The sequence below is a fragment of the Bacillus aquiflavi genome (genome assembly GCF_019915265.1).
Lineage (GTDB): Bacteria > Bacillota > Bacilli > Bacillales > Cytobacillaceae > Bacillus_BT > Bacillus_BT aquiflavi.
On sequence record NZ_CP082780.1, the window covers coordinates 3,209,954 to 3,231,974 of the forward strand.

The window sequence follows — 22,021 nt, forward strand, 5'->3', positions numbered from 1 at the left end:
GCATGTATGCCAAATAGGTGAATGCCCAATCAATTATAGATGTAAATGAATCATGCATTAGCTTAAACAGCAAATATCCGCTATTTTTACCATCTCCTTAGACGCTAAAAATATGGTATAATTTACGAGGTTTTTTATTTTTTTTTTAAAAGGAAAATATATACTGTCCAAACATTGGATTTGATGTTAGACGGCTTTAAATCATATAATTAATATATACACTCATATTAAGTTTATTAAAGAGGTGTTAAGAGTGGATCAATTTACAGTTTCATCAATTATGCAAGTTATTGGAGAAATCGTTCCCAAAGATACTTCTATTGCAGTATCTGATCATAAAAACTATATTTATTACCAACCTAGTAAAAAAATAGATTTAAAAATAAAACCTGGAGATCAAATAAAAGAAGGTACGGCTACACATAAAGCATTAACTATTAGACAAAAAATCTCTGAATATATAGATCGTGAAGTATTTGGTGTATCTTATTTCGGGATATCTTTTCCGATTTTTGAATCTGGCATTCCAAAAGGGGCAGTAACAGCTATTCTGCCAACTAAGCCATTGAACTTACTTTCATCTTTTATTACTGTAAGAACAGAAGATCGCTGGGTTCCTATTTCACATAGCGACATTGTCTTTTTAGAAGCAGAAAATCGCAAAACAAAGGTGCAAGGAACAAAAGCTACTGGGACACATAAATACAATTTAAGTGAATTGGAGTTTTTTTTACCAAATCAATCATTTATTCGCTGTCATCGATCTTATATTGTAAATGTGAATCATATTGCTGAAATTCAACCTGATTCACATTCGACCTTTTTACTTGTAATGAATGATCGGACAAAAATCCCTGTCAGCCAAACGTATGCTAGTCATTTCAGGAAAATTCTTGGCTTTTAAAATTTGATCTTTTTTATGTCGTTATTTTTCTGCTTTAATCCCTTTTTAAGCCCTTTCACTCGAAAACAAATGTGAGTAAGTCAATTCGTTGATAGAATATTGAGAAAACGGAAGAGGGGGATTTCGTTGGAGAGAAATATTGACATGCTTATACGTCATCACGGTTTAAAAGATAAAATTGTTTCAGCAGAGGAAGCGGCTTCATGGATTAAAGATGGGATGACATTAGGATTAAGCGGATTTACACGTGCTGGAGATGCAAAAGCTGTTCCAATGGCTTTAGTTGAAAAGTCTAAACATGATCCGCTTAAAGTTAATGTCTATACTGGGGCTTCATTAGGAGCAGATATTGATAAGATCATGTCTGAGGCTAATATTATTAATAAACGAATGCCATTCCAAGCAGATGCTGCTATGAGAAGCAAAATTAACAAAGGGGATATGTATTTTGTCGATCAACATTTATCGCACTGTGCTGAATGGATTCGTACCAATGTTTGGGAACCGATTGACTTTGCCATAGTGGAAGCGCTTTCGATTTCAGAGGATGGAATGATCATCCCAACAACATCTGTAGGAAACTCATCTATTTTTGTAGAAAATGCAAAAGCTGTTATTATTGAGTTAAATACTACTCAGCCATTAGCTTTAGAAGGATTGCATGATATTTATGAAGCAGGCCCGCAAGGAAACCGTAATCCAATTCCGATAACGAAGGTTAGTGATCGTATCGGTACAATTGGAATTCCTGTAGATCCTGACAAAATAAAAGGAATTGTCATCTCAAATATTCCTGATTCTCCGTCAACTATTGTTCCTCCTGATGAGGAAACGCAAACGATGGCCAATCACCTAATGGACTTTTTAAGATTAGAAATTAAAGCCGGCCGGTTAGGAAATAACTTACCGCCACTTCAATCGGGAGTTGGTTCAGTTGCAAACGCTGTTATGCACGGACTGTTAGAGTCTGAGTTTACAGACCTTGAAGTATACTCGGAAGTTTTACAAGATGCAATGTTCGACCTGATCGATGCAGGAAAAATTAAATTTGCTTCAGGCTGTTCAATGACATTGTCTGAAGAAAAGTTAAATCAAGTATATCCAAATCTTGAAAAATATCGTGACAAACTTGTATTGCGTCCACAAGAAATTTCAAATCATCCAGAGGTTATTCGTCGTCTAGGACTAATTTCAATTAATACTGCTTTAGAAGTGGATATATATGGAAATGTTAACTCTACTCATGTTCTTGGCACAAAAATGATGAATGGCATTGGGGGATCAGGCGACTTTGCCCGAAATTCCCGCATAGCTATTTTCGTTACAAAGTCAGTTGCAAAACATGGTGCAATCTCAAGTATCGTTCCATTTGTTTCTCATGTTGACCATACAGAACATGACGTAGACGTAATCGTTACTGAACAAGGTTATGCTGATCTGCGTGGCTTAGCACCAAAAGAAAGAGTTCTTAAAATCATCGAAAACTGTGCTCATCCGATGTATAAAGAACAACTTCGTGAGTACTACGAAGAGGCCCTTAAAAAAGGTGGGCAAACTCCGCACGTACTTGAAAAAGCTTTCTCTTGGCATACCAACTTTGCAGAAAAAGGAACAATGCTTCAAGAAATTAAACAACATTCATAAAATAAATATTCTTTTACTAAAGCTGTCCATTTAATCAGTTATTCAGACTTATTGGACAGCTTTTTTTATGAATTAGTAAAGCGTTATCATTTGATAACCATCGTCCCATTTGAAATATCTTCTAGATAATGACAAGCTGCTTCATGTGATTCTGTCATTCCATCTATTCTGCGAAGTTCAGGAACTTCTTCTTTACAACGTGCCGATGCAAATGGACAGCGAGTATGAAAACGACAGCCAGTAGGAGGATTTATCGGCGATGGAACATCTCCTTTTAACATCATCCGCTCTTTTTTCCGCTCAGGATCTGGGATAGGAATTGCAGATAGAAGTGCTTTTGTATATGGATGTTGTGGATGATCAAACAAAGACTTCTTATCTGCAATTTCAACAATTTTTCCAAGATACATGACGATAATTCGATCGGAAATATGTCGAACTACACCAAGGTCATGAGAAATAAATAAATAAGTAAGCATAAACTCCTGTTGTAATTTTTTTAGTAAATTAAGTACTTGTGCTTGAATTGATACATCTAAAGCTGATACAGCTTCATCACAAATAACAAGTTTTGGATTTACCGATAAAGCACGCGCAATGCCAATACGCTGCCTTTGACCACCGCTAAATTCGTGCGGATAGCGATCAGCTTGGTAAGTTGATAAACCAACTTTCTCCAATAACTGCAACGCTTTTGTTCTGCGTTCGTATTTAGGAGCAACTTTCTGTATTTCCATTGCTTCTTCTAATATACTGCTTACTGTTTGACGAGGATTTAATGATGCATATGGATCTTGGAAGATGATTTGCAAATCTTTTCGTTTTTTTTTTTTTCTCATTTCATTTTTACTAAGCGTTAATAAGTTTTCCCCTTCGAAAAATATTTCTCCTGAAGTTGGTTCATCGAGGCGAAGAATTGCTCTCCCTGTTGTAGATTTACCACACCCTGATTCACCTACGATACTAACCGTCTCCCCTTCAAAAATTGTAAAAGATATATCGTCAACTGCTTTCACATCATTAATGATTCTTCCAAGAAAGCCACCTTTAATTGGAAAGTATTGCTTTAAATGACTAACTTTAAGTAGCTCTTTTCTCATCGTAAATCATCACCTCCCGCTCGCCTTCCCACTCATCAGTATAAATCCAACAGCGAATTTGATTAAAATGATCAATTTTTTGTAACTGTGGAAGTTGAGAAAAACATTGATCTACTGCTTGTGGACAGCGCGGTGCAAAGCGACAGCCTTTTGGCATTTCAGTTGGAGACGGCACTGCCCCTTTTATCGCTTGCAGCTCCTCTTGGTCAATATCGTGTCGCGGTAAAGAATTTAATAGGCCAATCGTATACGGATGTTTCGGTTTTTTAAATAATGTTTTAACATCGGCGTATTCAACCACTTTACCGCAATACATAACCGCTACATAATCACACGTTTCAGCTACAATACCTAGATCGTGTGTGATCATAATTACAGACATATTTAACTTTTGTTGAAGTTCTTTGATAAGCTCAAGGATTTGCGCTTGTATCGTCACATCAAGAGCAGTTGTCGGCTCATCTGCAATTAATAGCTCCGGATTACAGGCAAGTGCCATTGCAATCATTATCCGTTGCCGCATCCCCCCAGATAATTCATATGGATACTGATGCACTCGCTTTTCAGGTGATGGAATACCGACAAGCTTTAACATTTCTACTGATTTTATCATTGCTTGTTTTTTATTTAATTTTTGATGAATTTGAAATGATTCACATATTTGCTGACCAACTGTATAGACCGGATTTAATGATGTCATCGGCTCTTGAAAAATCATTGAGATGTTATTCCCGCGAATTCTCCTCATTTCCTTTTCTGATTTTTCTAATATATCTTCACCTTTAAAAAGGATTTCACCGTTTTTAATCTTACCAGGCTTCTGAATTAGTCGCATGATCGATAAAGAGGTTATACTTTTTCCAGAACCTGATTCACCAACAATTCCAATTGTTTTTCCTTTAGGTACAGAAAAAGTAACGCCATCTACTGCTTTTACTTCAGTCCCTTCAATGTAAAAGGATGTGCATAAATTACGCACCTCTAAAAGTGTTTTTTCCCCGCTCATGACTACACCTCACTTTATAATAAGACTGACACCTTACTCTAGTTCAATCCGCTTGTTTAAATAACGATAAGAAATATCGACAACCAAGTTTACTAAGACGAACAACAGAGCAATAATTAGAACAGCTCCTTGAACGATTGGAAAGTCACGTGCCCGTATTGCATCAATCACAAGCCGTCCCATTCCATTAATAGCAAATACGGATTCAGTTAAAACAGTTCCTCCAAGCAACGCCCCAAATTCTAAACCAACAACCGTTACAACAGGAATCAGTGCATTTTTCAAAGCATGCTTATAAATGACAACTCGTTCACGAACCCCTTTTGCCCTTGCCGTTCGAATATAATCTTGATTAATAACTTCTAACATACTTGAACGAGTCATCCTAGCAATAATAGCCGCTCCAGACGTACCTAAAGTAATAATAGGTAATATTGCTTGTGCCCACGTCCCCCATCCTGATGAATCAAGCAATTTCCAATCAATTGCAAACTTTTGAATAAGCATCAGTCCGAGCCAGAAATTTGGCATAGATAATCCAAATAGTGCAATAATCATGATAAGGACATCAGAAACAGTGTAATGACGAACAGCTGAAATAATTCCCGCTATTAAACCGAGAAAAACACTTAAAATCGTACTATAGACGGCTAGCTCTACCGTGATCCAAAATCGATGTTTTATTTCATCTAAAACAGGACGACTGCTTCTAACTGAATCACCTAAATCACCTTGCAAAATGTTTCCTAAAAACTTCCCATACTGTACAGGAAGTGGGTCATTTAAACCAAGTCTCTCCCTAATTTGTTCAACTGTTTTTTCGGGAGCACTTTCTCCTGCAATAACTTGTGCTGGATCACCTGGAATGAGGTGCATTAATGAAAACACTAAGATCGTAACGCCAAAAACAACAGGAATCGTTTGTATAATACGCCTAACAATAAATTTCATCATATAAATGCACCTCTTTTCAGTTTTTCATTTTAGGATCAAGAGCATCCCTTAAGCCATCGCCAAAGATGTTAAATGCAAGAACAACAATCACAATTGCAACACCAGGAAAAAAGGCAACATGAGGGTAATCAAAAATATAACTACGCCCGTCACTTAACATCGCTCCCCACTCTGGCGTAGGTGGCTGGGCACCTAAACCAAGAAATGAAAGACCAGATGCCGTTAAGATAGCTGTGGCAATCCGCAAAGTTGCTTGAACAATAATCGGCGATGAAATATTTGGTAATACATGTTAAAAAATAATTCGAATATCATTTGCACCTAAAGCTTTTATTGCATCAATATATTCTAATTTTCTAACTGATAAAGTTGAACCGCGAACAATCCTAGCAAATGCTGGGATTGAAAAAATGCCGACTGCAATAATGACATTATTTAAACTGCCGCCGAGAACGCTTACAATTGCAAGAGCAAGCAAAATCCCTGGAAAAGCAAGTAACACGTCCATGATTCTCATAATTATGCTATCTAATCTACCTCCGTAATAGCCAGCAATAACACCAAGAAATATGCCAATGGCTCCTCCAATTGTTACTGAAAAGAAACCTACATAAAGCGTAAGCGACATTCCGTGAATAATTCTTGTAAAAATATCTCTGCCATGATGATCTGTTCCAAACCAATATTTCGCCGACGGTTCCTGAAGTTTAATAGAATAATCAATCTCAGTAGGATCATAAGTTGTGATATACGGACCAATGATCGCTGTTAAAATAAAAAATAATATTAGATATCCTCCAATTAAAGCTGCCTTGTTTCTCTTAAATTTTTTATAAAAGGATTTCCAATTTGCCAACCAAGGTTTATGAGAAGGAGGCAAGTTTGTTACAGGCGTATTAATAGTATTATTACTCATGCCATGCCCCCTTTCTTTCTAATCTTAATGACCACATTCGTGTAAAACCGCCGTCTTACACTCCTTTTAGCTATGTAGGAAGAAAAACGAGTCAATACATCAACAGAGTTATAACATAGCCTTATAAAAAATTTATTCACTATATCATATGTTATATAAAAATTTATTTTAATGAAAGCAAAAATTTAAAATTTTTCTATTATTTTAATTTTTCAATCATATAATAAAATATCTATTGTTAATTTTATAGAGTTATATTATATTTATATTAAATTTTCACATTATTCCAAATCTTTTTTCACCATGATTAACAAATAATTTTTTAAAAAATAAGGGGGTTATTACATGTTTATATCAAAAAAATCCATTTTATCAATTGGATTTTTATTGATGCTCTCGTTGTTTTTGGCAGCATGTTCAGGATCAGGAGATAAGACAAATACTGATTCTAAAGACAAAGCGAAAGGAGATACAAAGGGAGGAGATCTAATTATTGCTTCATTATCGGATGCAAGATCTCTTGATCCACATAGTTCAAACGATGTGCCTTCTTCCAATGTTGCATCAAACATTTATGAAACTTTAGTATATCTTGATGAAAATATGGAGCCTACTCCACTTTTAGCAGAAAGCTGGGAATCGATTGATGACTTAACGTGGGAGTTTAAACTGAAGAAAGATGTTAAATTTCATGACGGCTCAGATTTCAATGCTAATGTTGTGAAAGCAAACCTTGATCGGATTTTAGACGAAAAAATCGCATCACCTCGTGCCTTTCTATTTGAAATGGTGACTGATGTTGAAGTTGTAGATGATTACACAGTACGTATTAAAACAGAATACCCATTTGCGCCACTTTTATCTCATTTTTCCCATACTGGCGGTGGGATGATAAGTGAAGAAGCTATTAAGAAAGATTATGAAGAAATGGAGAATGGTAGAGAAGCAGGATCTTATATTAGTGAAAACCCTGTTGGAACTAGTTACTTTAAGTTTGAAGAATGGGTTCCAGGGGAAAAAATTAAACTTGTCCGCAATGAAGATTATTGGGGGGATAAAGCAAAGCTTAATAGTGTTACATTTAAAGTTGTACCTGAAGCATTAACACGTGTTGCAGATATCGAAACAGCTGCAGCTCATGTAATTGAACCTGTTAGTCCATCAGATCTAAGCCGTGTTGACGGTTTATCAGATGCATCTGTTCATCGCCAAGCAAGTGCTAGTCTTTCCTATGTTGGTTTCAATGCCGAAAAAGAACCGTTTAATGATGTTCGTGTTCGCCAAGCTATTTCATTGGCAATTGATCAAGAAGGAATTATTAGCGGGATTTACGAAGGCACGGGAATTCCAGCAGTAGGTCCACTTGCTCCAGATGTATTTGGATATGATAAATCTGTTAAAAAAATCCCTTTCGACCCTGAAAAAGCAAAGGAACTATTAGCCGAAGCAGGATTTCCAGATGGATTTTCCACAACAATTTGGACAAATGACAACCCAGATCGTATAAAAATAGCTGAATATTTGCAATCTAAGTTAAAAGACATTGGTATTACAGTAAAAGTTGAAGTGCTTGAATGGGGCGCATACTTAGATAATACTGCAAATGGAAAACATGATATGTTCATTCTTGGCTGGTCAGTGGCAACTGGAGATGCTGATTATGGATTGTATCCGATGTTCCACTCTGAAAATGTTGGTGAACCTGGTAACCGTACATTCTTAAAAGATCCAGAACTTGATGCTCTGCTTGAACAAGGGCGGAAAGAATTTGATACAGATAAGCGGGCAGCAATTTATAAAGAGGCCCAAGAAAAAATAGTTGATCTTGCTCCAATGGTTTACATTCATCACCAAGAATATTTAATCGGTATACGTGATGAAGTAAAAGGCTTCCGAGTAGATCCAGACGGAATTTTCCAACTAAAAGATGTAACAATCGAATAATTACCGCCTACTATCTGATATAATCCCTTCTATTGTATGCAGTATAAAAAACTTATACTGCTACATAAGAGGGATTTATTTTTGCCTAAAATAGAACAAACTGTAGCTGTAAAAAATACTTTGAGTGTGAAATGGAATATAAAGATTTACTAGAGGTACTTTGTTACCTTTTTTATGTCGATAGGTAACAATAGGATTGGGTGAAGCCGATTAGAGAGCGTCGTTAAAAGTCTCATTCTCCCTAGAACCTAACCAATGCTTTATTTACAGGTATTTCTAAAAAATAAAGCAACCTTAGTCCTGGAGAAACAGGAATTCTAAAGTTGCTTAGAAGACAAATGGATTACATTAGCTCCTGACAAACATTTAAAGGAGTAGCCCCTTTTCCAACTACTCTTTAAGAGCCTTTATAGAAGTATGTCGTATCCCTGGTGTAATTATTTTGATGTAGAACGAAGAGATCGTTGGAAATTATTTAATAAGATCACGAATTGCCATTGCTTTTTCCGGATAGTCAGTCATAATCGCTGAAATGCCATTTGAAATGAGTTGCTTCATTTTTTTCTCATCATTAATTGTAAAAGTGCGTACAGGAAGATTGTTTTCCATCACGTTTTTTGTCATGTTAGAAAAAGCAACTGGCTCGTAGACATGAATAGCTGCTGCCCCTAGTTTGTTTGCATATTGAACAGGATCATCAAGCTCGATCATTGTTAATAAAGCCGTCTCTATCTCTTTATCCTGTTTCTTTATCTTTGCAATACTTTGATGGTTAAATGAAGATACAATAATCCGATCTTTGTATGAATACTTTTCTATTTCTGCTAAAACCTTTGCCTCAATTCCTTCATAATGAACTAGATCATTTTTTATCTCGATATTTAGAATTTTTTTTGTGTCTTTTAATAACTCAAGCACTTCACTTAAGGTTGGAATTGTTTCAGACTCAAATTTAGATGAAAACCAAGATCCTGCGTCTAGACTTTTTATTTCGGCTAAAGTCATTTCTTTTACGTAGCCACTTCCGTTCGTTGTTCTATCTACGGTCTCATCATGAATGACAACAAGTTCATTATCTTTTGTTAAGTGAACATCGAGCTCTATTCCATCAACACCAAGACGTACCGCTTCTTTAAAAGCAGCTGAAGTATTTTCTGGATGTGTTCCTTTACTGCCGCGGTGGGCAAAAATTAATGTTTCTATCATTCTATGTTCAGCTCCAGCCTTAAACTCACCATTCAAATGTGGAACTATGGCAAGTTGATGATGATTTTTTATTACTTTTTTGTTCGATTTGCGATTTCAATAGCTCGATTCGTTCCTTCAGCTGCTTGATCAAGCGCCTCTTGCGGATCCATACCTTGATACAGATTCTCTAAAGCAGTAACAACTTGTTGTCTTGATTCTGGAAAAACGGAAATTAATGCACCTTGGGTTGCCACTGATGGCGTTGTTGATTGAAGCTGCTCAACCGTTACTTTAAGCTGAGGATACTGCTTATATCTTTCTTGTACAACCGGTTCATCATAGGCCGCTGGATTAATTGCAAAATAACCTGTATTTATATGCCATTTCGCTTGTACTTCAGGAGTTGTTAAATACTTCATAAATTCCCATGCAGCCTTTTGCTTATCTTCATCTATTCCATTAGACATCCACAAAGAAGCCCCGCCAATAATGACCCCTTGTCTTTCCGCCTCATCGGCATAAGGAATAAACGCTACCCCTACTTCGAATGGTGCATCATTAATGATCGCACCAATTCCTGCTGATGAGTCCATATACATAGCTACTTTTTGAGATTGAAATGCAGCTCGGATATCATCCCAATTAGCACCGAAATTACCAAATGTCCCCGCCTTATTCATATCATTTAAAAATTCAAAAACCCTTAATCCTTCTTTACCATTAAAAACAGCTTTTGTTGCCGTAGCTTTTCTCCCATTTTCCTCATTAACATATAATCCGCCCTGAGTAGCAACAAGCTGTTCAAAGAACCAGCCGTACGTCAGCATTGAGAAACCGTATCTTTCTGTTGAACCTCCGCTCTTTTTTGTTAGTTTTTCCGCAGCAGCCTTTACTTCATTAAATGTTTTTGGCGGATTTTCCGGATCTAATCCAGCTTCTTTAAATGCATCTTTATTATAAATAAGAACAGGAGTTGAAGAGTTAAATGGCATAGAGTATAAATCTCCATCAACATTATAATAGTTAATAATGTTCTTCTCTAATTGTGATAAATCGTAGTTATCTTTGTCAATGAAAGATTGCATCGGCTCAATAAAACCACTTTCAATCATATACTTCGTCCCTACTTCAAAAACTTGCGTAATCGCTGGAGCGTCCTTCGTACCGCCGACACTTCTAAATTTCGTTAATAATTCTTCATATGTTCCTTGAAACTCTGTTTTTACAACATATTTTTCTTGGGATTGATTAAAATCATTTACTATTTCATCAACTGCTTCTTGACCAACCCCACTCATCGCATGCCAAAATACAACTTCCGTTTTGTCACCTTTACCTTTAGATATTTCTTCTTCGTTGTTATTTTCCGCTTCATTACTCCCTGTCTTTGAACAAGCTGTCAGTACGAACAAACCAATTAATATACTAAATAACACAATAAATTTAAAATAATTCCTCATCTTCAAACTCCCCCATTGTTTATTGATAAAGTTTATTTTATGGCTCCTTGCATTAAACCTTTCTGCAATTGTTTTTGACCGATAAATAACAGCAACAATGTCGGAATAACAATAATGATGACCCCTGCCATGACCACCCCCCAATCTGTCGCCATTTCTTGTGATTGCAGCTTTTTTAAACCTATTTGTACCGTTCTTACGTTATCGTTATTCGTCACTAGAAGCGGCCATAAATACATATTCCACGTTGTTAGAAAACCGTATGCCCCAAGGGTCACTAGACTAGTTTTTGAGATTGGCAATACTACCTTTATAAAAAATTGAAAGCGATTTAAACCGGCTATTTCAGCCGCTTCATGAAGCTCCTTTGGAATTGTTTTAAAATGTTGACGGAGCAGAAACGTTCCAAAAGCTAATGCGAAAAATGGAATTGTTAGTCCGGAATACGTATTTATCAGCCCGAGGTTTTGAATTGTTAGGAAGTTAGGAATCATTGTTGCTTCCCACGGAATCATCATTGTTGAAACAAAAAGAAAGAAGAAAAAGTTTCGGCCTTTAAACGGAATAAATACAAATGCATAAGCTGCCATACTGCAAACAATCAGTTGACCAATCATGACCGTAGAAGAAACAATAAAACTATTTATTAAATACTTCATAAGCGGTAGTCTTTCAAAAGCATTGACATAATTCTCAAAATAGAAAGACTTTGGAAAAAATCCCCCTTGTAAAATCTCACCTCCAGACATAAAGCTAACCATAAGCGTAAATAAGAGCGGAAATGTGAGTAAGAAGGCTGAGAATAGCAGTAACACATATAAAAAAGCCTTATGAATCAATCTCATTGATAGTGCACCTTCTTTTCGCCAAATTTAAACTGTAAAATAGTAACAAATAAAATACAAAGGAAAAGTATAACTGCTTGAGCACTCGCAGTACCAAATTGATAGTTAATGAATGCCTCCCGATAAATTGAATAAACAATTAAGTTTGTTGCCTCAGATGGGCCGCCCTTTGTTAAAATATCAATTTGTCCAAAGGATTGAAAAGCGTTTATGAACGAAACCGTAATGATGAAAAAAAGTGTTGGCGAAAGCATTGGAATCGTTATTCTTCTAAGCCGATAAAAGTAACTAGCCCCATCGATCTTAGCACTCTCATATAAATTCTCATCAATATTTTGCAAACCTCCTAATAGAATTAAAAAACAAAAGCCTGTATTCATCCAAATGGTTGATATTGAAACAGAGACTAACGCCCAAGAAGGATCTAACAGCCATTGAATTTCTTTTAACTAAAAAAAATTCAATACGCGATTAAACATCCCGATGCTTGGATGGAATAAAAATAGCCAAACTACAGACGAAGCAGCCACGGACATCCCCATTGTAGATGAATATAATGTACGAAAAAATGCAATTCCTTTCAGTTTCTCATTAGCTAATAATGCTAAAAATAACGAAATCGCTACCCCAGTTGGAACGGTATAAAGGACAAATAATAGGGTTGCCTTCAAGCTTTTTCGAAAGCTATCAGACTGAAACAAATAGGCGTAATTTTCAAGCCCGACAAATAACGAAGGTGTTCCTTGCTGATCTGTTAAGAAAAAACTTAAGTAAATCGTGCGAAACATCGGATAAAAAACAAATATCGTTAATAATATGATCGAAGGTAATAAATAAATAAAAGCAGTTCTAACATGTAAAGATTTTTTCCATACTTTAGTTGTATACGTCTCAACTTTTAACTCTGTCTTCACAGTAACACCTCTTTATCAATTACATAGTTGTCAATGTTTATAGGTGTTTTAATTACCTCCTCAGTATTACTATTAAATAAACAAATAGAATCGTAGGCAATTGAAATTGGAATAACATCGCCAACTTTAATACGCCATTGACCATACCACTGGGCTAGCCATTCGTCCTCTCCAAATATAAAAGAAATAACAGTTTCATTCCCTAAAATCTCCACATTTGTGACTTCTACTAACATCCCTTTTTCTTTTACTGAATGTTTAATATGCTCTGGCCGGATGCCAAGAATAATGTTGTCACAGTTAATTTTGTCATGATCAGGGATTTTAAGTTTACATGACTCACTTAAGACAATTTCAGAAGTCGAGTGATTAATAATCCCTTCTGCCAAGTTCATTGGCGGAGAGCCAATAAAAGTTGCAACGAAAGGATTTGCTGGTTTATTATAAATATCTAAAGGGCTGCCAATTTGTTGAATTTTCCCTTCATTCAAGATCATAATACGGTCTCCCATTGTCATCGCTTCTACTTGATCATGAGTAACATAAATCATCGTGATCCCTAATCGTCTTTGAATTTGCTTGATTTCTGACCGCATATGTGCTCTTAATTTTGCATCTAAGTTAGATAACGGCTCGTCCATTAAACAAATTGGTGCTTCATTTACAATCGCCCTTGCCAACGCAACCCGCTGACGTTGACCCCCTGAAAGCTCGCGAGGCTTTCTTTTTAAAAAACGAGATAATCCAAGCATTTTAGCTACATGATTACAGCGCTCTTTTCTTACCTTCTTTGATATCTTTTTGACATGAAGTCCAAAAACAATATTTTCTTCCACTGTTAAATGTGGATATAAGGCGTAATTTTGAAATACCATTGAAATATCACGTTTACTAGGTGGCAGCATATTTACTTCTTGATTGCCGATTTTCACAATTCCCTCACTAATAGGTTCTAAACCAGCAATCATTCGCAGCATTGTACTTTTCCCACAGCCCGACGGTCCAACTAACACGAAAAACTCTCCAGGTTCAATGCATACATGGATATTAGAAATGACATTATTTTTTTTGTCATATGATTTTGAAACATTGATTAATTCCACCTTTTTCATTAACTTCACACCTTTCTAAATATAAAAAGCAAGTTCTTTTCCGCAACGCCTCTCCTGTTTGATATCAATATATTTTTTAGTGAACATGTTTATGCGAATAACGAGGAAATGATGTAATTCCAGTTTAAAAAATAAAAAGCCCATATTTTTGCTTAATAAAAGCAATAAATATGGACTAATATGACACTAGTATATACGACTCAAAGATAATATTACGGATTCGATTGTAGTAGTGTCAATATCATTTACTGATTATTTATATAATTTAACCAATACTCTATAAAAAATTAAAAGTAAATTAATAATGATTAACTGTAAAACGAGCCACTATTTTGCAATATCCTCCATTTTTCCTTCAGTTATACTTACTAGATCCCCCACTGTTAGCTCAATTTGTACTCCTATCTTTCCTCCACTAACAATAAGAGTTTTTAATGATGCAGCACTTTTATCAATAAAAGTTGGATATAACTTCTTCATTCCAATTGGAGAACAGCCGCCGCGAATATATCCAGTCCATTTCAAAATATCCTTTACTGGGATCATTTCAACTTTCTTTTCTCCTATTACTTTTGCTGCTTTTTTTAAGTCTAATTCTGCTTCTACTGGAATAACAAACACGTATATTTGACGGCTTGTTCCTTCTGTAACTAAAGTTTTATATACTTCTTTCGGCTCCCTGCCAATTTTTTTTGCAACGGAAATTCCATCAACTTTCCCATCCTGATCATCATAAAATGACATCTTATAGTCAATTCCTTTTGCTTCAAGAATTCGCATTGCATTCGTTTTTCCTTTTGCCATTACTCACTCTCCTCACATTAGGGTGCTTTCTTTTTTATCTCTTTAATTGGAATCGATACTTCAAAAGTGGTCCTGTTTTTTTCCGATTGAAACGTAATTGTTCCTCTGTATTTATCAACTACTTCTTTAACAATATATAAACCGTAACCCCGAACTTGTCCTTCTTTTAAATGTTTTGTAGAGTAACCTTTTTGAAAAATCAAATCAGCACTTTTTACAGGAATTGGAGTACCTGTATTCGTTACTCTCAATAAATAATGATCTGATGTTCGATCGCATTTTACACACAGTTTTCGCTCATTCTCTGGAACTTCCATTGTTGCATCGAGTGCATTATCAATTAAGTTAGAAAGAATCTTAATTAGATCAATCGTTTTAATATCTTGAAACGAATCATCACATGTTTTGAAAGTGGTCTCCACTTTATTATTTTGCGCTTGGATCCATTTTGTTTGGAGTAATACCATTAAAGCAGGATTATTTACTTTCAGTGGTACTGATTCGTATATTGCAACTTCTTTTTTTAATGAATCAACATATTCAAACGCTTTTTCATAGCTTTTAATTTTTAAAAGACCATGCATGACTTGAATGTGATTCACAAAATCATGTCTTATAGAACGAATAGAATTAATAATCGTTTTAAATTCTGTTTGATACGTTTTTTCTGTTTCTCCCACTTCTTTACTTAGCTCTGTTTGATACCATTTTTGAATCACAAAAAATGACACTAACAAAATAAATACGAATATTCCGTTAAATATAAATAAGGACAGATTACTTTTAATCACTAGTTTCCCAATTTCATCTAAAGTCGCTGCACTAATATCAACACCTAAAAAGCCAATCACTTTATTCTCTTTATTTTTAATAGGAGCTCCAGCTGAAATATAATCGCCAAATTGAGGATCTTTAATCACTTCTGTATAATAACTTTCTCCGCTATAGTATGCCTTTCTAACTTGTTTTTCGGGGACAGTACAAACAGAACCGATATAGGTTGCTTTGGAACTCTCGGAAAATCCTGGAATCATAATTTTTGATACCTTCGGGTTATCAATTTCAAGAGTATAAACATGGAGCGCTCCTGTCTTTTCACGAATATCAATTAAATAATCATTCAACTCAAAGAACAATTCATTCTCAACAGGGTTATGCATAAAATGTTCGTATTTATTTATATCGATTGAAGCTGCAATTGTATTAGCTATTTCCTCACTATGGCTTGCAATTGTAACTTCAACAGTCTTCTTTGTTTTCAAATACGAGACTGATATATTAATCGCTGTTAAGGCAAGCAAAAAAATAATCGATAAAATGACTATGAAACGTATTTTTTTATTTTTTTTAATCAGTTGCAAGTCAGGGTCCTCCCATTATAAAAAGGCATTAATCATTTTTTATTTAATGTATGTTTCTCGTTGAGACATTTCTAATAATAGTTTATCATATTACTAAATTTTCTAAATTAAATATTTGACAATTTTGTATGTATGCGAGATAATAATGACTGATAGTCAGTCATTTTTTAATCTCTAACTTTTAGGGGGAGTCATTTTGACAAAATCAGATCAAGAAAAATATATCCGTCTGTTAAATGCTGCAAAAAAAAAGATAGCTGAAAAAGGACTCGTAAAAACAACTGTTTCAGACATCGTAAAAGAAGCAGGTGTAGCACAAGGAACTTTTTATTTATATTTTCCATCTAAAAATGCCGTCGTTTCAGCAATTGCAACAGAACATTTAGAAAATCTTTTTTTTACAATTAAACGTAAAAGCGCAAGTTCACATTCCTTTTTATCCCTACTTCATATTATCGTTGAAGAAACGTTTTCCGCAACAGATTATGCAAGTGATGTACTTGTATTATGTTATTCAGGCTTTGCAATTGGAAATGCCTTTGAAGAATGGGAAACGATTTACGAACCTTATTATGAATGGTTTGAGCAAGAGCTAAATATCGCAAAGAAGCGAAATGAAGTTCGCCAAGATCTTAATACACGTCAAACTGTTAGAATGATTATTAACTTAATCGAAAATACGGCTGAACGATTATATTTATCTCATGAAAAGGATATTTCTGCTGAGTTGATGAAAATAGAACTGCTTTCTTTTTTAAAGCATGCTATTTGTACTTTAAAATAGCATCATTTTTCTTTTTACACAAATATGACTGATATTCATTCAGTTAACCGTTGAAAGGTGATATTATGGGTTGGTTGTTTGTTCTACTAGGTGGCTCATTAGAAGTCGTCTGGGCATCTTGTTTAAAATATGCAAACTCGCTCGGCGATTGGACCATTATCGGCCTCCTGATTGCTGTCAGTTTTATTCTATTAATTCGAGCATATAAAACAATTCCTGTAGCTGCTGCGTATTCTGTTTTTGTTGGAATCGGAACAGTCGGAACTTACATTACAGGAATTTTTCTTGGAGAACCTTATTCTATTAAGCAAATTTTATTTTTATTCCTGCTCTTAATTGGAATTATTGGTTTACAATTGACAACGAAAGAAACAACAAAGGAGGCTGAAAACTAATGGCCTGGATTTATTTAACGCTTGCAGGAATTGAAGAAATTATTAGTGTCATTGCAATGAAATATGTTGATGGTTTCAAACGTAAGTGGCCAATTGCTGTTATGGTTATTGGATTTGGTTTTTCATTCTTCTTCCTTTCAAGAGCTATGCAAATTTTACCTTCTGGTGTGGCCTACGCCTTTTGGATGGCGGTAGGTGCGATTGGCATCAGCCTTGTCGGATTAATATGGTTTAAAGAAAAACTTAGCTGGCTCCAATGGATGTTCCTCATATTCATTTTAATTGGTGCAATCGGATTAAAAGCAACAGCATAATACCTTTTTACTTTTTACAATTCGATTGATTGTTTTCCTAGAATATGTGCAAATCCTCCTGTCTTTACATCAACAATTTGATTATTAGCTGCCTTTAAAGAAACATTGATTTGTGATGGTTTACCCATCGAATGACCTTGCTCAATAGAAAGATCATAATGACTATTTCTTTGCAGCAATTGATGCCTAAATAAATAACAACTTAAAGCCCCATTGGACGTTCCTGTAGCACTCTCCTCCCGTATGCCATACAACGGGGCAAAATTTCGGCAATGTGCTGTCGAATGTGGCTTTAGAGTTTCTCTTGAAAACGTATGAAGTCCTACAACCTGATAAGTTTTACACATTTCCTCTATTACCTTAATGTTGGGCTGCATCTGCAATAATTGAGTTAAACCTTTTATTGGGACAACGATATCCTTTAAACCTGTTGAAACAATTTCTACTGGTAACTTCTCAGCAATATAATGAAGTGGGATATTTAATGCTGAAGCGATGTCACTCTTATTTATTTCTCCAAAAAATCTCGGCACCGCTTGTTGCAAATAAATGAGTCCATTATCACTTACATCTACTTCTAATAAACCGGCGTTTGTTTTTTGGACGTAGGACCCTATCCTTAGATAACTTTGTTTGTACAATAAATAAAATGCTGCAACGGTAGCATGTCCGCACAAGTCAACTTCATTACTAGGAGTAAAAAACCGAACATTAAAATCTGCCTTATTTGACTTAGAAACAAAAGCTGTTTCTGATAGCCCTACCTTAGCAGCAATCCCCTGCATTTCGAGGTCTGTTAAGTTATTGTCAAGTAATACAACACCAGCCTCATTTCCTCCCTGCTGTTTTTCCGAAAATGCGGATACGATATAAACGTCGATTTTCACTGCTCTTCCCCCTCGTATAGTAGTAGTAAGAGCTCTCTTTCTAGAAGAATTTCCAGTTGATCCGGATCCTCTACAATTCACTCTAGATTCCTATAGGTTTTTTTAAAGGTTAGCCTCTCGGCTTTCCCATCAATAAATGTTTTTGTTTTACCCTTGTTTCACCCCTCTGGTGGGGAAGCCGAGGTAAAGTCAAACTATCAATAATAGATTTACGTATTGTTGTTATTTCGCAGGGGGATAGTTCCCTACTGCTTCTTTGAAATACCTTTTAACTGAATATCGTGAAATGGCGGAGAATGGAGGATGCTCCAGCGTTTTACTCCGTCATTTTTTTTATAGCGTTTTAGACCTGCTCATGGGACAATGGAACCCGACAGGATCGTATCAGGATATTGCTTTTCCCCCTTGCGGACATCTCGCGATGTACTGCTTAATAAGCCTGCTACCCATGGTTCATTATTGAAGGTCTAACCACTGGTTGCGCCGCCGTAAAAGAAGTGAGTGTAGCGCTCATGATGGACTTCTTTTCTTTGAGTGCTGATGACGAGGAAGACATCGATGATTCCCGTGGGCACCCAGGTCTGAACGTTCTTGATTAACTTACCTACTGGAGGTGATTGGTATGTCACAAATGCTTGTTGGTGTAGACGTAAGCTTGAAGTCCCATCATGTCCATTTCATGAAACAGGACGGATCCACACTTGCCGACTTTTCTGTTTCTAATGATCAAAACGGGGCCGCAACCCTGATCAAACGAATGCTAGAAGCAGCGGAAAAAAGTCAGGCCAACCAATTGAAGATTGGGATGGAAGCCACTGATCTTTACAGTTGGCATCTTGCCCATTATCTACAAGACCAAATGAAAGGCTATGAACCTAAGTTCCAAGCCTCTATCTACGTACTAAATGCGAGAAAAGTCGCTCGTTTTAAAAAAGGGTATGACTCCCTTGTGAAAAACGATCGCATAGATGCCTGGGTCATCGCTGACCACTTGCGCTTTGGCCGACTGCCAGCCCAAATGAAAGATGCCATACAATATGAAGCCCTTCAACGATTAACACGGACAAGGTTTCATTTTATGCGGGAAATTACCCGAAATAAAACGTATTTTCTTAACCAGCTCTTTTTAAAGTTCAGTGGACTGAGACAAGATAATCCATTTTCAGATAAATTCGGAGCTACGAGTATGGCTGTCATGGAAGAACTAGAGCCCGAAACCATCGCTGAAATGAGTATCGAAGAACTCGTCGAGTTCCTGCAGGATAAAGGGAAGAACCGATTTGAAAACCCAGAAGAAATCGCAAAATATCTTCATAAGTTGGCTAGATCATCTTATCGGTTAAATAAGGCTATGCAGGATCCCGTAAATATTTCTATGTCAGTTACTCTAAGTACCATTCAACATATCGAGTTACAAGTAAAGCGGCTAGATAAAGAAATTGCCAAGTTAATGAAAGGCATACCGCAAACTCTAACGTCTGTAAAAGGAATTGGAGACGTTTATGCGGCAGGGCTGATAGCCGAAATAGGCGATATAAAGCGATTTAAAGATCATCATGCCTTAGCGAAATATGCTGGTTTGGTATGGAACCAAAACCAATCGGGCGAATTCGAATCCCAAGAAACGGCAAGAATGAGGACAGGCAATAAATATTTGCGATACTACCTTATTCAAGCTGCCGATAAGATCCGAAAGTATGACTCTGAATATAAAGCTTTTTACACAAAAAAGTACGATGAAGTTCCAAAACATAAACACAAACGCGCTCTCGTCTTAACTGCAAGAAAACTGGTACGATTGGTGTTTTCGCTACTACGCACCAATCAGTTGTACACACCACCTGAAAGGAGAGATTAAAACTTCTTATTCAGACCCTTTCAAACACCCAGCTTCACACTAATAGTGATTGGTAAAAAAAACTGAAAATAGTGTGAGGTTTATTTGTTATACTCTTTTTAAGCACTTTTCAATGAAATCCAAATTTAATTTCCAATCCACCGAATTTTAGTGCTTGACATATTACCACTGGGCTTATTTATGAACTTTCATTTTACAACAATGTTATAACCTTTCGAAGCTGAAATTTTTTATCGTATACCCACTTAACCATTCGTGAAATATTAATAAAAAGAGATTTAAATATTGTTAACTGGTCATTCTCATTAATACCAAATCTTAATACCTGGTAATAAAAAACTAGTTACAATTTCAATCATTGTGTGGTACGCTTATAAGCGTTAAGAAATAAGAGAAAAGTACCCTCAAACTACAGTTAAATAGGGGCTTAAATGACCCCAGAGTCAAACAAAGATCTAAAATTTGAAAGGAGTCAATAATGAAAAGTCTTCAAACTTTTGGATGGTATGCTGCCCGCATAGCTCCACATTTACCTAAAGATGTTTTTAAGCCAGTTCCTTCACGTCTTTTTGGCGGACTTGTACACTTGCTCATCTCAATAACTGGTATTGTAGCCATTAGCGTTTTTAATTTGAATCCTTTCATCAACCTTGCTATCGGAATATTGATCGGAACCAGTTCTGCTTCCATGGGTTTTTTAGGTCATGAAATCTTGCATGGCACAGTTGTCAGAAAAAGTTGGTTAAGAGATTTACTTGGAGCCGTTGCATTCTGGCCGCTAAGCACTGGACCGAGACTGTGGAGAAAGTGGCATAATATGAATCACCATCTTCATACACAACACGAAGAACACGATCCCGATGCTTGGCCAAGCATGAAACAGTTTGTTAAAAATCGCTTGCTCCGTTCGATTTACCGACTTCCATTTACCATCCGTGCGATTGCAAACTTCTGTTCGTTAACGATTACATTTACAGTACATTCCGCGAGAATGTTCATTGTTTACTTAAAAGATTTTAAACCGACAAAACGACCCGTCGTTTGGCTAGAGTGTGTGCTACCTTGGTCTACATGGATTGGATTATTATTTATAATTGGGCCTATTAAGTGGTTATTTGCGTTTTTAATACCACTGTTAATCGCAAATTTTATTGTGATGGCTTATATTTCAACAAATCATCGTTTAAACCCGCTTACGCCTATCAATGATCCGCTTGCAAACAGTCTTACAGTGACAGTGCCTAAATGGGTTGATGCGCTTCATTTTAATTTTTCATACCATGCAGAGCATCATTTGTTTCCAGGAATAAATCCTAAATACTATCCACTAGTAAAAACACATATTAAAAGAATGTGGCCGGAACGCTATCATGAAATGCCACTCTGGAAAGCGTTAATCGCATTATGGAAAACACCGCGCATCTATTATGAACAGCATAAATTAATTGATCCCCATCAAGGAAAAGTATATGGATCTTTAGGAAACGGATTAGAGCCAAGTAAAATTAACTTTCGAAAAGTAGATAAAAAAGGAAAAACATTGCATCGAGATGCTTAAACGATTAAAATCCCCCTCTCAATTAAGGATAAGAGGGGGATTTTAAAATAAGATTACTGATTCGTTAGCTATC

Annotated in this window: 18 protein-coding genes and 2 pseudogenes; 8 read left to right on the forward strand and 12 right to left on the reverse strand. The window is 35.9% G+C overall.

The window, feature by feature from the left end; all coding sequences use genetic code 11:
* Positions 1-253 precede the first annotated feature (253 nt).
* Together K6959_RS15580 and K6959_RS15585 are read left to right on the forward strand one after the other, a co-directional pair.
* Positions 254-904 carry a LytTR family DNA-binding domain-containing protein gene (locus K6959_RS15580; protein WP_163239120.1) on the forward strand — a complete coding sequence of 217 codons (651 nt, stop codon included), beginning with the start codon at positions 254-256 and terminating at the stop codon, positions 902-904.
* Between the two features lie 144 nt (positions 905-1,048).
* A complete protein-coding gene (locus K6959_RS15585; RefSeq protein ID WP_374058335.1) occupies positions 1,049-2,548 on the forward strand; it encodes a succinyl-CoA:acetate CoA-transferase ScpC in 1,500 nt (499 codons plus the stop codon).
* Between the two features lie 86 nt (positions 2,549-2,634).
* On the opposite strand, the gene K6959_RS15590 is transcribed toward K6959_RS15585, so the two are convergent.
* From K6959_RS15590 to nikC, 4 genes and pseudogenes are all read right to left on the reverse strand, one after another.
* On the reverse strand, positions 2,635-3,648 hold the full coding sequence (locus tag K6959_RS15590) for an ABC transporter ATP-binding protein (protein WP_223086970.1): 1,014 nt from the start codon (positions 3,646-3,648) through the stop codon (positions 2,635-2,637).
* The gene (locus tag K6959_RS15595) at positions 3,629-4,654 is read right to left on the reverse strand and encodes an ABC transporter ATP-binding protein (protein WP_223086971.1); all 1,026 of its coding nucleotides are present in this window, start codon (positions 4,652-4,654) and stop codon (positions 3,629-3,631) included. The genes K6959_RS15590 and K6959_RS15595 overlap by 20 nt, the downstream gene beginning before the upstream one ends.
* A 33-nt stretch (positions 4,655-4,687) precedes the next feature.
* Positions 4,688-5,608, reverse strand: coding sequence for a nickel ABC transporter permease (gene nikB / locus K6959_RS15600; RefSeq protein ID WP_163239113.1), 921 nt, complete (start codon positions 5,606-5,608; stop codon positions 4,688-4,690).
* Positions 5,609-5,624: 16 nt separating this feature from the next.
* Positions 5,625-6,524 (reverse strand): annotated as a pseudogene (nikC, locus tag K6959_RS15605) (nickel transporter permease).
* A gap of 345 nt (positions 6,525-6,869) precedes the next feature.
* On the opposite strand from nikC, the gene K6959_RS15610 reads away from it, so the two are divergent.
* Positions 6,870-8,468, forward strand: a complete 1,599-nt coding sequence (locus tag K6959_RS15610) for a glutathione ABC transporter substrate-binding protein (protein ID WP_163239109.1) — start codon at positions 6,870-6,872, stop codon at positions 8,466-8,468.
* Positions 8,469-8,939: 471 nt separating this feature from the next.
* Here K6959_RS15610 and K6959_RS15615 read toward each other — a convergent pair whose 3' ends face one another.
* From K6959_RS15615 to K6959_RS15645, 7 genes and pseudogenes are all read right to left on the reverse strand, one after another.
* Positions 8,940-9,674: a glycerophosphodiester phosphodiesterase gene (locus K6959_RS15615; protein ID WP_223086973.1), complete on the reverse strand. Its 735-nt coding sequence runs from the start codon at positions 9,672-9,674 to the stop codon at positions 8,940-8,942.
* A gap of 71 nt (positions 9,675-9,745) precedes the next feature.
* Positions 9,746-11,116 carry an ABC transporter substrate-binding protein gene (locus K6959_RS15620; protein ID WP_223086974.1) on the reverse strand — a complete coding sequence of 457 codons (1,371 nt, stop codon included), beginning with the start codon at positions 11,114-11,116 and terminating at the stop codon, positions 9,746-9,748.
* Between the two features lie 32 nt (positions 11,117-11,148).
* Complete coding sequence (locus K6959_RS15625; RefSeq protein WP_223086976.1) at positions 11,149-11,961, reverse strand: carbohydrate ABC transporter permease; 813 nt, start codon at positions 11,959-11,961, stop codon at positions 11,149-11,151.
* A pseudogene (locus tag K6959_RS15630) lies at positions 11,958-12,875 on the reverse strand (carbohydrate ABC transporter permease). The gene K6959_RS15625 and the pseudogene K6959_RS15630 overlap by 4 nt, the downstream one beginning before the upstream one ends.
* A complete protein-coding gene (locus tag K6959_RS15635) occupies positions 12,872-13,987 on the reverse strand; it encodes an ABC transporter ATP-binding protein (protein WP_223086978.1) in 1,116 nt (371 codons plus the stop codon). Before K6959_RS15635 ends, K6959_RS15630 begins: the two are co-directional and overlap by 4 nt.
* Positions 13,988-14,314: 327 nt before the next feature.
* Entirely contained in the window at positions 14,315-14,791 is a 477-nt protein-coding gene (ybaK, locus tag K6959_RS15640) for a Cys-tRNA(Pro) deacylase (protein ID WP_163239099.1), read from the reverse strand.
* 17 nt (positions 14,792-14,808) lie between these two features.
* Entirely contained in the window at positions 14,809-16,152 is a 1,344-nt protein-coding gene (locus K6959_RS15645; RefSeq protein WP_262421809.1) for an ATP-binding protein, read from the reverse strand.
* A 196-nt stretch (positions 16,153-16,348) separates the two neighbouring features.
* Here K6959_RS15645 and K6959_RS15650 point away from each other — a divergent pair, with 196 nt between their 5' ends.
* The 3 genes from K6959_RS15650 to K6959_RS15660 all read left to right on the forward strand — a co-directional run bounded on the left by K6959_RS15650 (position 16,349) and on the right by K6959_RS15660 (position 17,645).
* The gene (locus K6959_RS15650) at positions 16,349-16,936 is read left to right on the forward strand and encodes a TetR family transcriptional regulator (RefSeq protein WP_163239096.1); all 588 of its coding nucleotides are present in this window, start codon (positions 16,349-16,351) and stop codon (positions 16,934-16,936) included.
* Positions 16,937-17,001: 65 nt separating this feature from the next.
* Positions 17,002-17,331, forward strand: a complete 330-nt coding sequence (locus K6959_RS15655; RefSeq protein ID WP_163239094.1) for a DMT family transporter — start codon at positions 17,002-17,004, stop codon at positions 17,329-17,331.
* Positions 17,331-17,645 (forward strand): DMT family transporter, encoded by a 315-nt coding sequence (locus K6959_RS15660; protein ID WP_163239092.1) that lies wholly within the window; start codon positions 17,331-17,333, stop codon positions 17,643-17,645. Before K6959_RS15655 ends, K6959_RS15660 begins: the two co-directional genes overlap by 1 nt.
* 14 nt (positions 17,646-17,659) lie before the next feature.
* Here K6959_RS15660 and K6959_RS15665 read toward each other — a convergent pair whose 3' ends face one another.
* Positions 17,660-18,532, reverse strand: coding sequence for a PhzF family phenazine biosynthesis protein (locus K6959_RS15665; RefSeq protein WP_163239090.1), 873 nt, complete (start codon positions 18,530-18,532; stop codon positions 17,660-17,662).
* Positions 18,533-19,154: 622 nt separating this feature from the next.
* On the opposite strand from K6959_RS15665, the gene K6959_RS15670 reads away from it, so the two are divergent.
* Both K6959_RS15670 and K6959_RS15675 read left to right on the forward strand, forming a co-directional pair.
* Positions 19,155-20,390 carry an IS110 family RNA-guided transposase gene (locus K6959_RS15670; RefSeq protein ID WP_163239088.1) on the forward strand — a complete coding sequence of 412 codons (1,236 nt, stop codon included), beginning with the start codon at positions 19,155-19,157 and terminating at the stop codon, positions 20,388-20,390.
* 478 nt (positions 20,391-20,868) lie between these two features.
* Positions 20,869-21,948 (forward strand): Delta(10) desaturase DesB, encoded by a 1,080-nt coding sequence (locus K6959_RS15675; RefSeq protein WP_163243447.1) that lies wholly within the window; start codon positions 20,869-20,871, stop codon positions 21,946-21,948.
* The last annotated feature ends 73 nt before the right edge of the window (positions 21,949-22,021 follow it).

Coding starts and splice junctions, on each gene's coding strand:
- K6959_RS15675 (WP_163243447.1), top strand. CDS start 20,869: ATGAAAAGTCTTCAAACTTTTGGATGGTATGCTGCCCGCATAGCTCCA.
- K6959_RS15595 (WP_223086971.1), bottom strand. CDS start 4,654: ATGAGCGGGGAAAAAACACTTTTAGAGGTGCGTAATTTATGCACATCC.
- K6959_RS15655 (WP_163239094.1), top strand. CDS start 17,002: ATGGGTTGGTTGTTTGTTCTACTAGGTGGCTCATTAGAAGTCGTCTGG.
- nikB (WP_163239113.1), bottom strand. CDS start 5,608: ATGATGAAATTTATTGTTAGGCGTATTATACAAACGATTCCTGTTGTT.
- K6959_RS15590 (WP_223086970.1), bottom strand. CDS start 3,648: ATGAGAAAAGAGCTACTTAAAGTTAGTCATTTAAAGCAATACTTTCCA.
- K6959_RS15585 (WP_374058335.1), top strand. CDS start 1,049: ATGCTTATACGTCATCACGGTTTAAAAGATAAAATTGTTTCAGCAGAG.
- K6959_RS15615 (WP_223086973.1), bottom strand. CDS start 9,674: ATGATAGAAACATTAATTTTTGCCCACCGCGGCAGTAAAGGAACACAT.
- K6959_RS15635 (WP_223086978.1), bottom strand. CDS start 13,987: ATGAAAAAGGTGGAATTAATCAATGTTTCAAAATCATATGACAAAAAA.
- ybaK (WP_163239099.1), bottom strand. CDS start 14,791: ATGGCAAAAGGAAAAACGAATGCAATGCGAATTCTTGAAGCAAAAGGA.
- K6959_RS15660 (WP_163239092.1), top strand. CDS start 17,331: ATGGCCTGGATTTATTTAACGCTTGCAGGAATTGAAGAAATTATTAGT.
- K6959_RS15620 (WP_223086974.1), bottom strand. CDS start 11,116: ATGAGGAATTATTTTAAATTTATTGTGTTATTTAGTATATTAATTGGT.
- K6959_RS15625 (WP_223086976.1), bottom strand. CDS start 11,961: ATGAGATTGATTCATAAGGCTTTTTTATATGTGTTACTGCTATTCTCA.
- K6959_RS15670 (WP_163239088.1), top strand. CDS start 19,155: ATGTCACAAATGCTTGTTGGTGTAGACGTAAGCTTGAAGTCCCATCAT.
- K6959_RS15610 (WP_163239109.1), top strand. CDS start 6,870: ATGTTTATATCAAAAAAATCCATTTTATCAATTGGATTTTTATTGATG.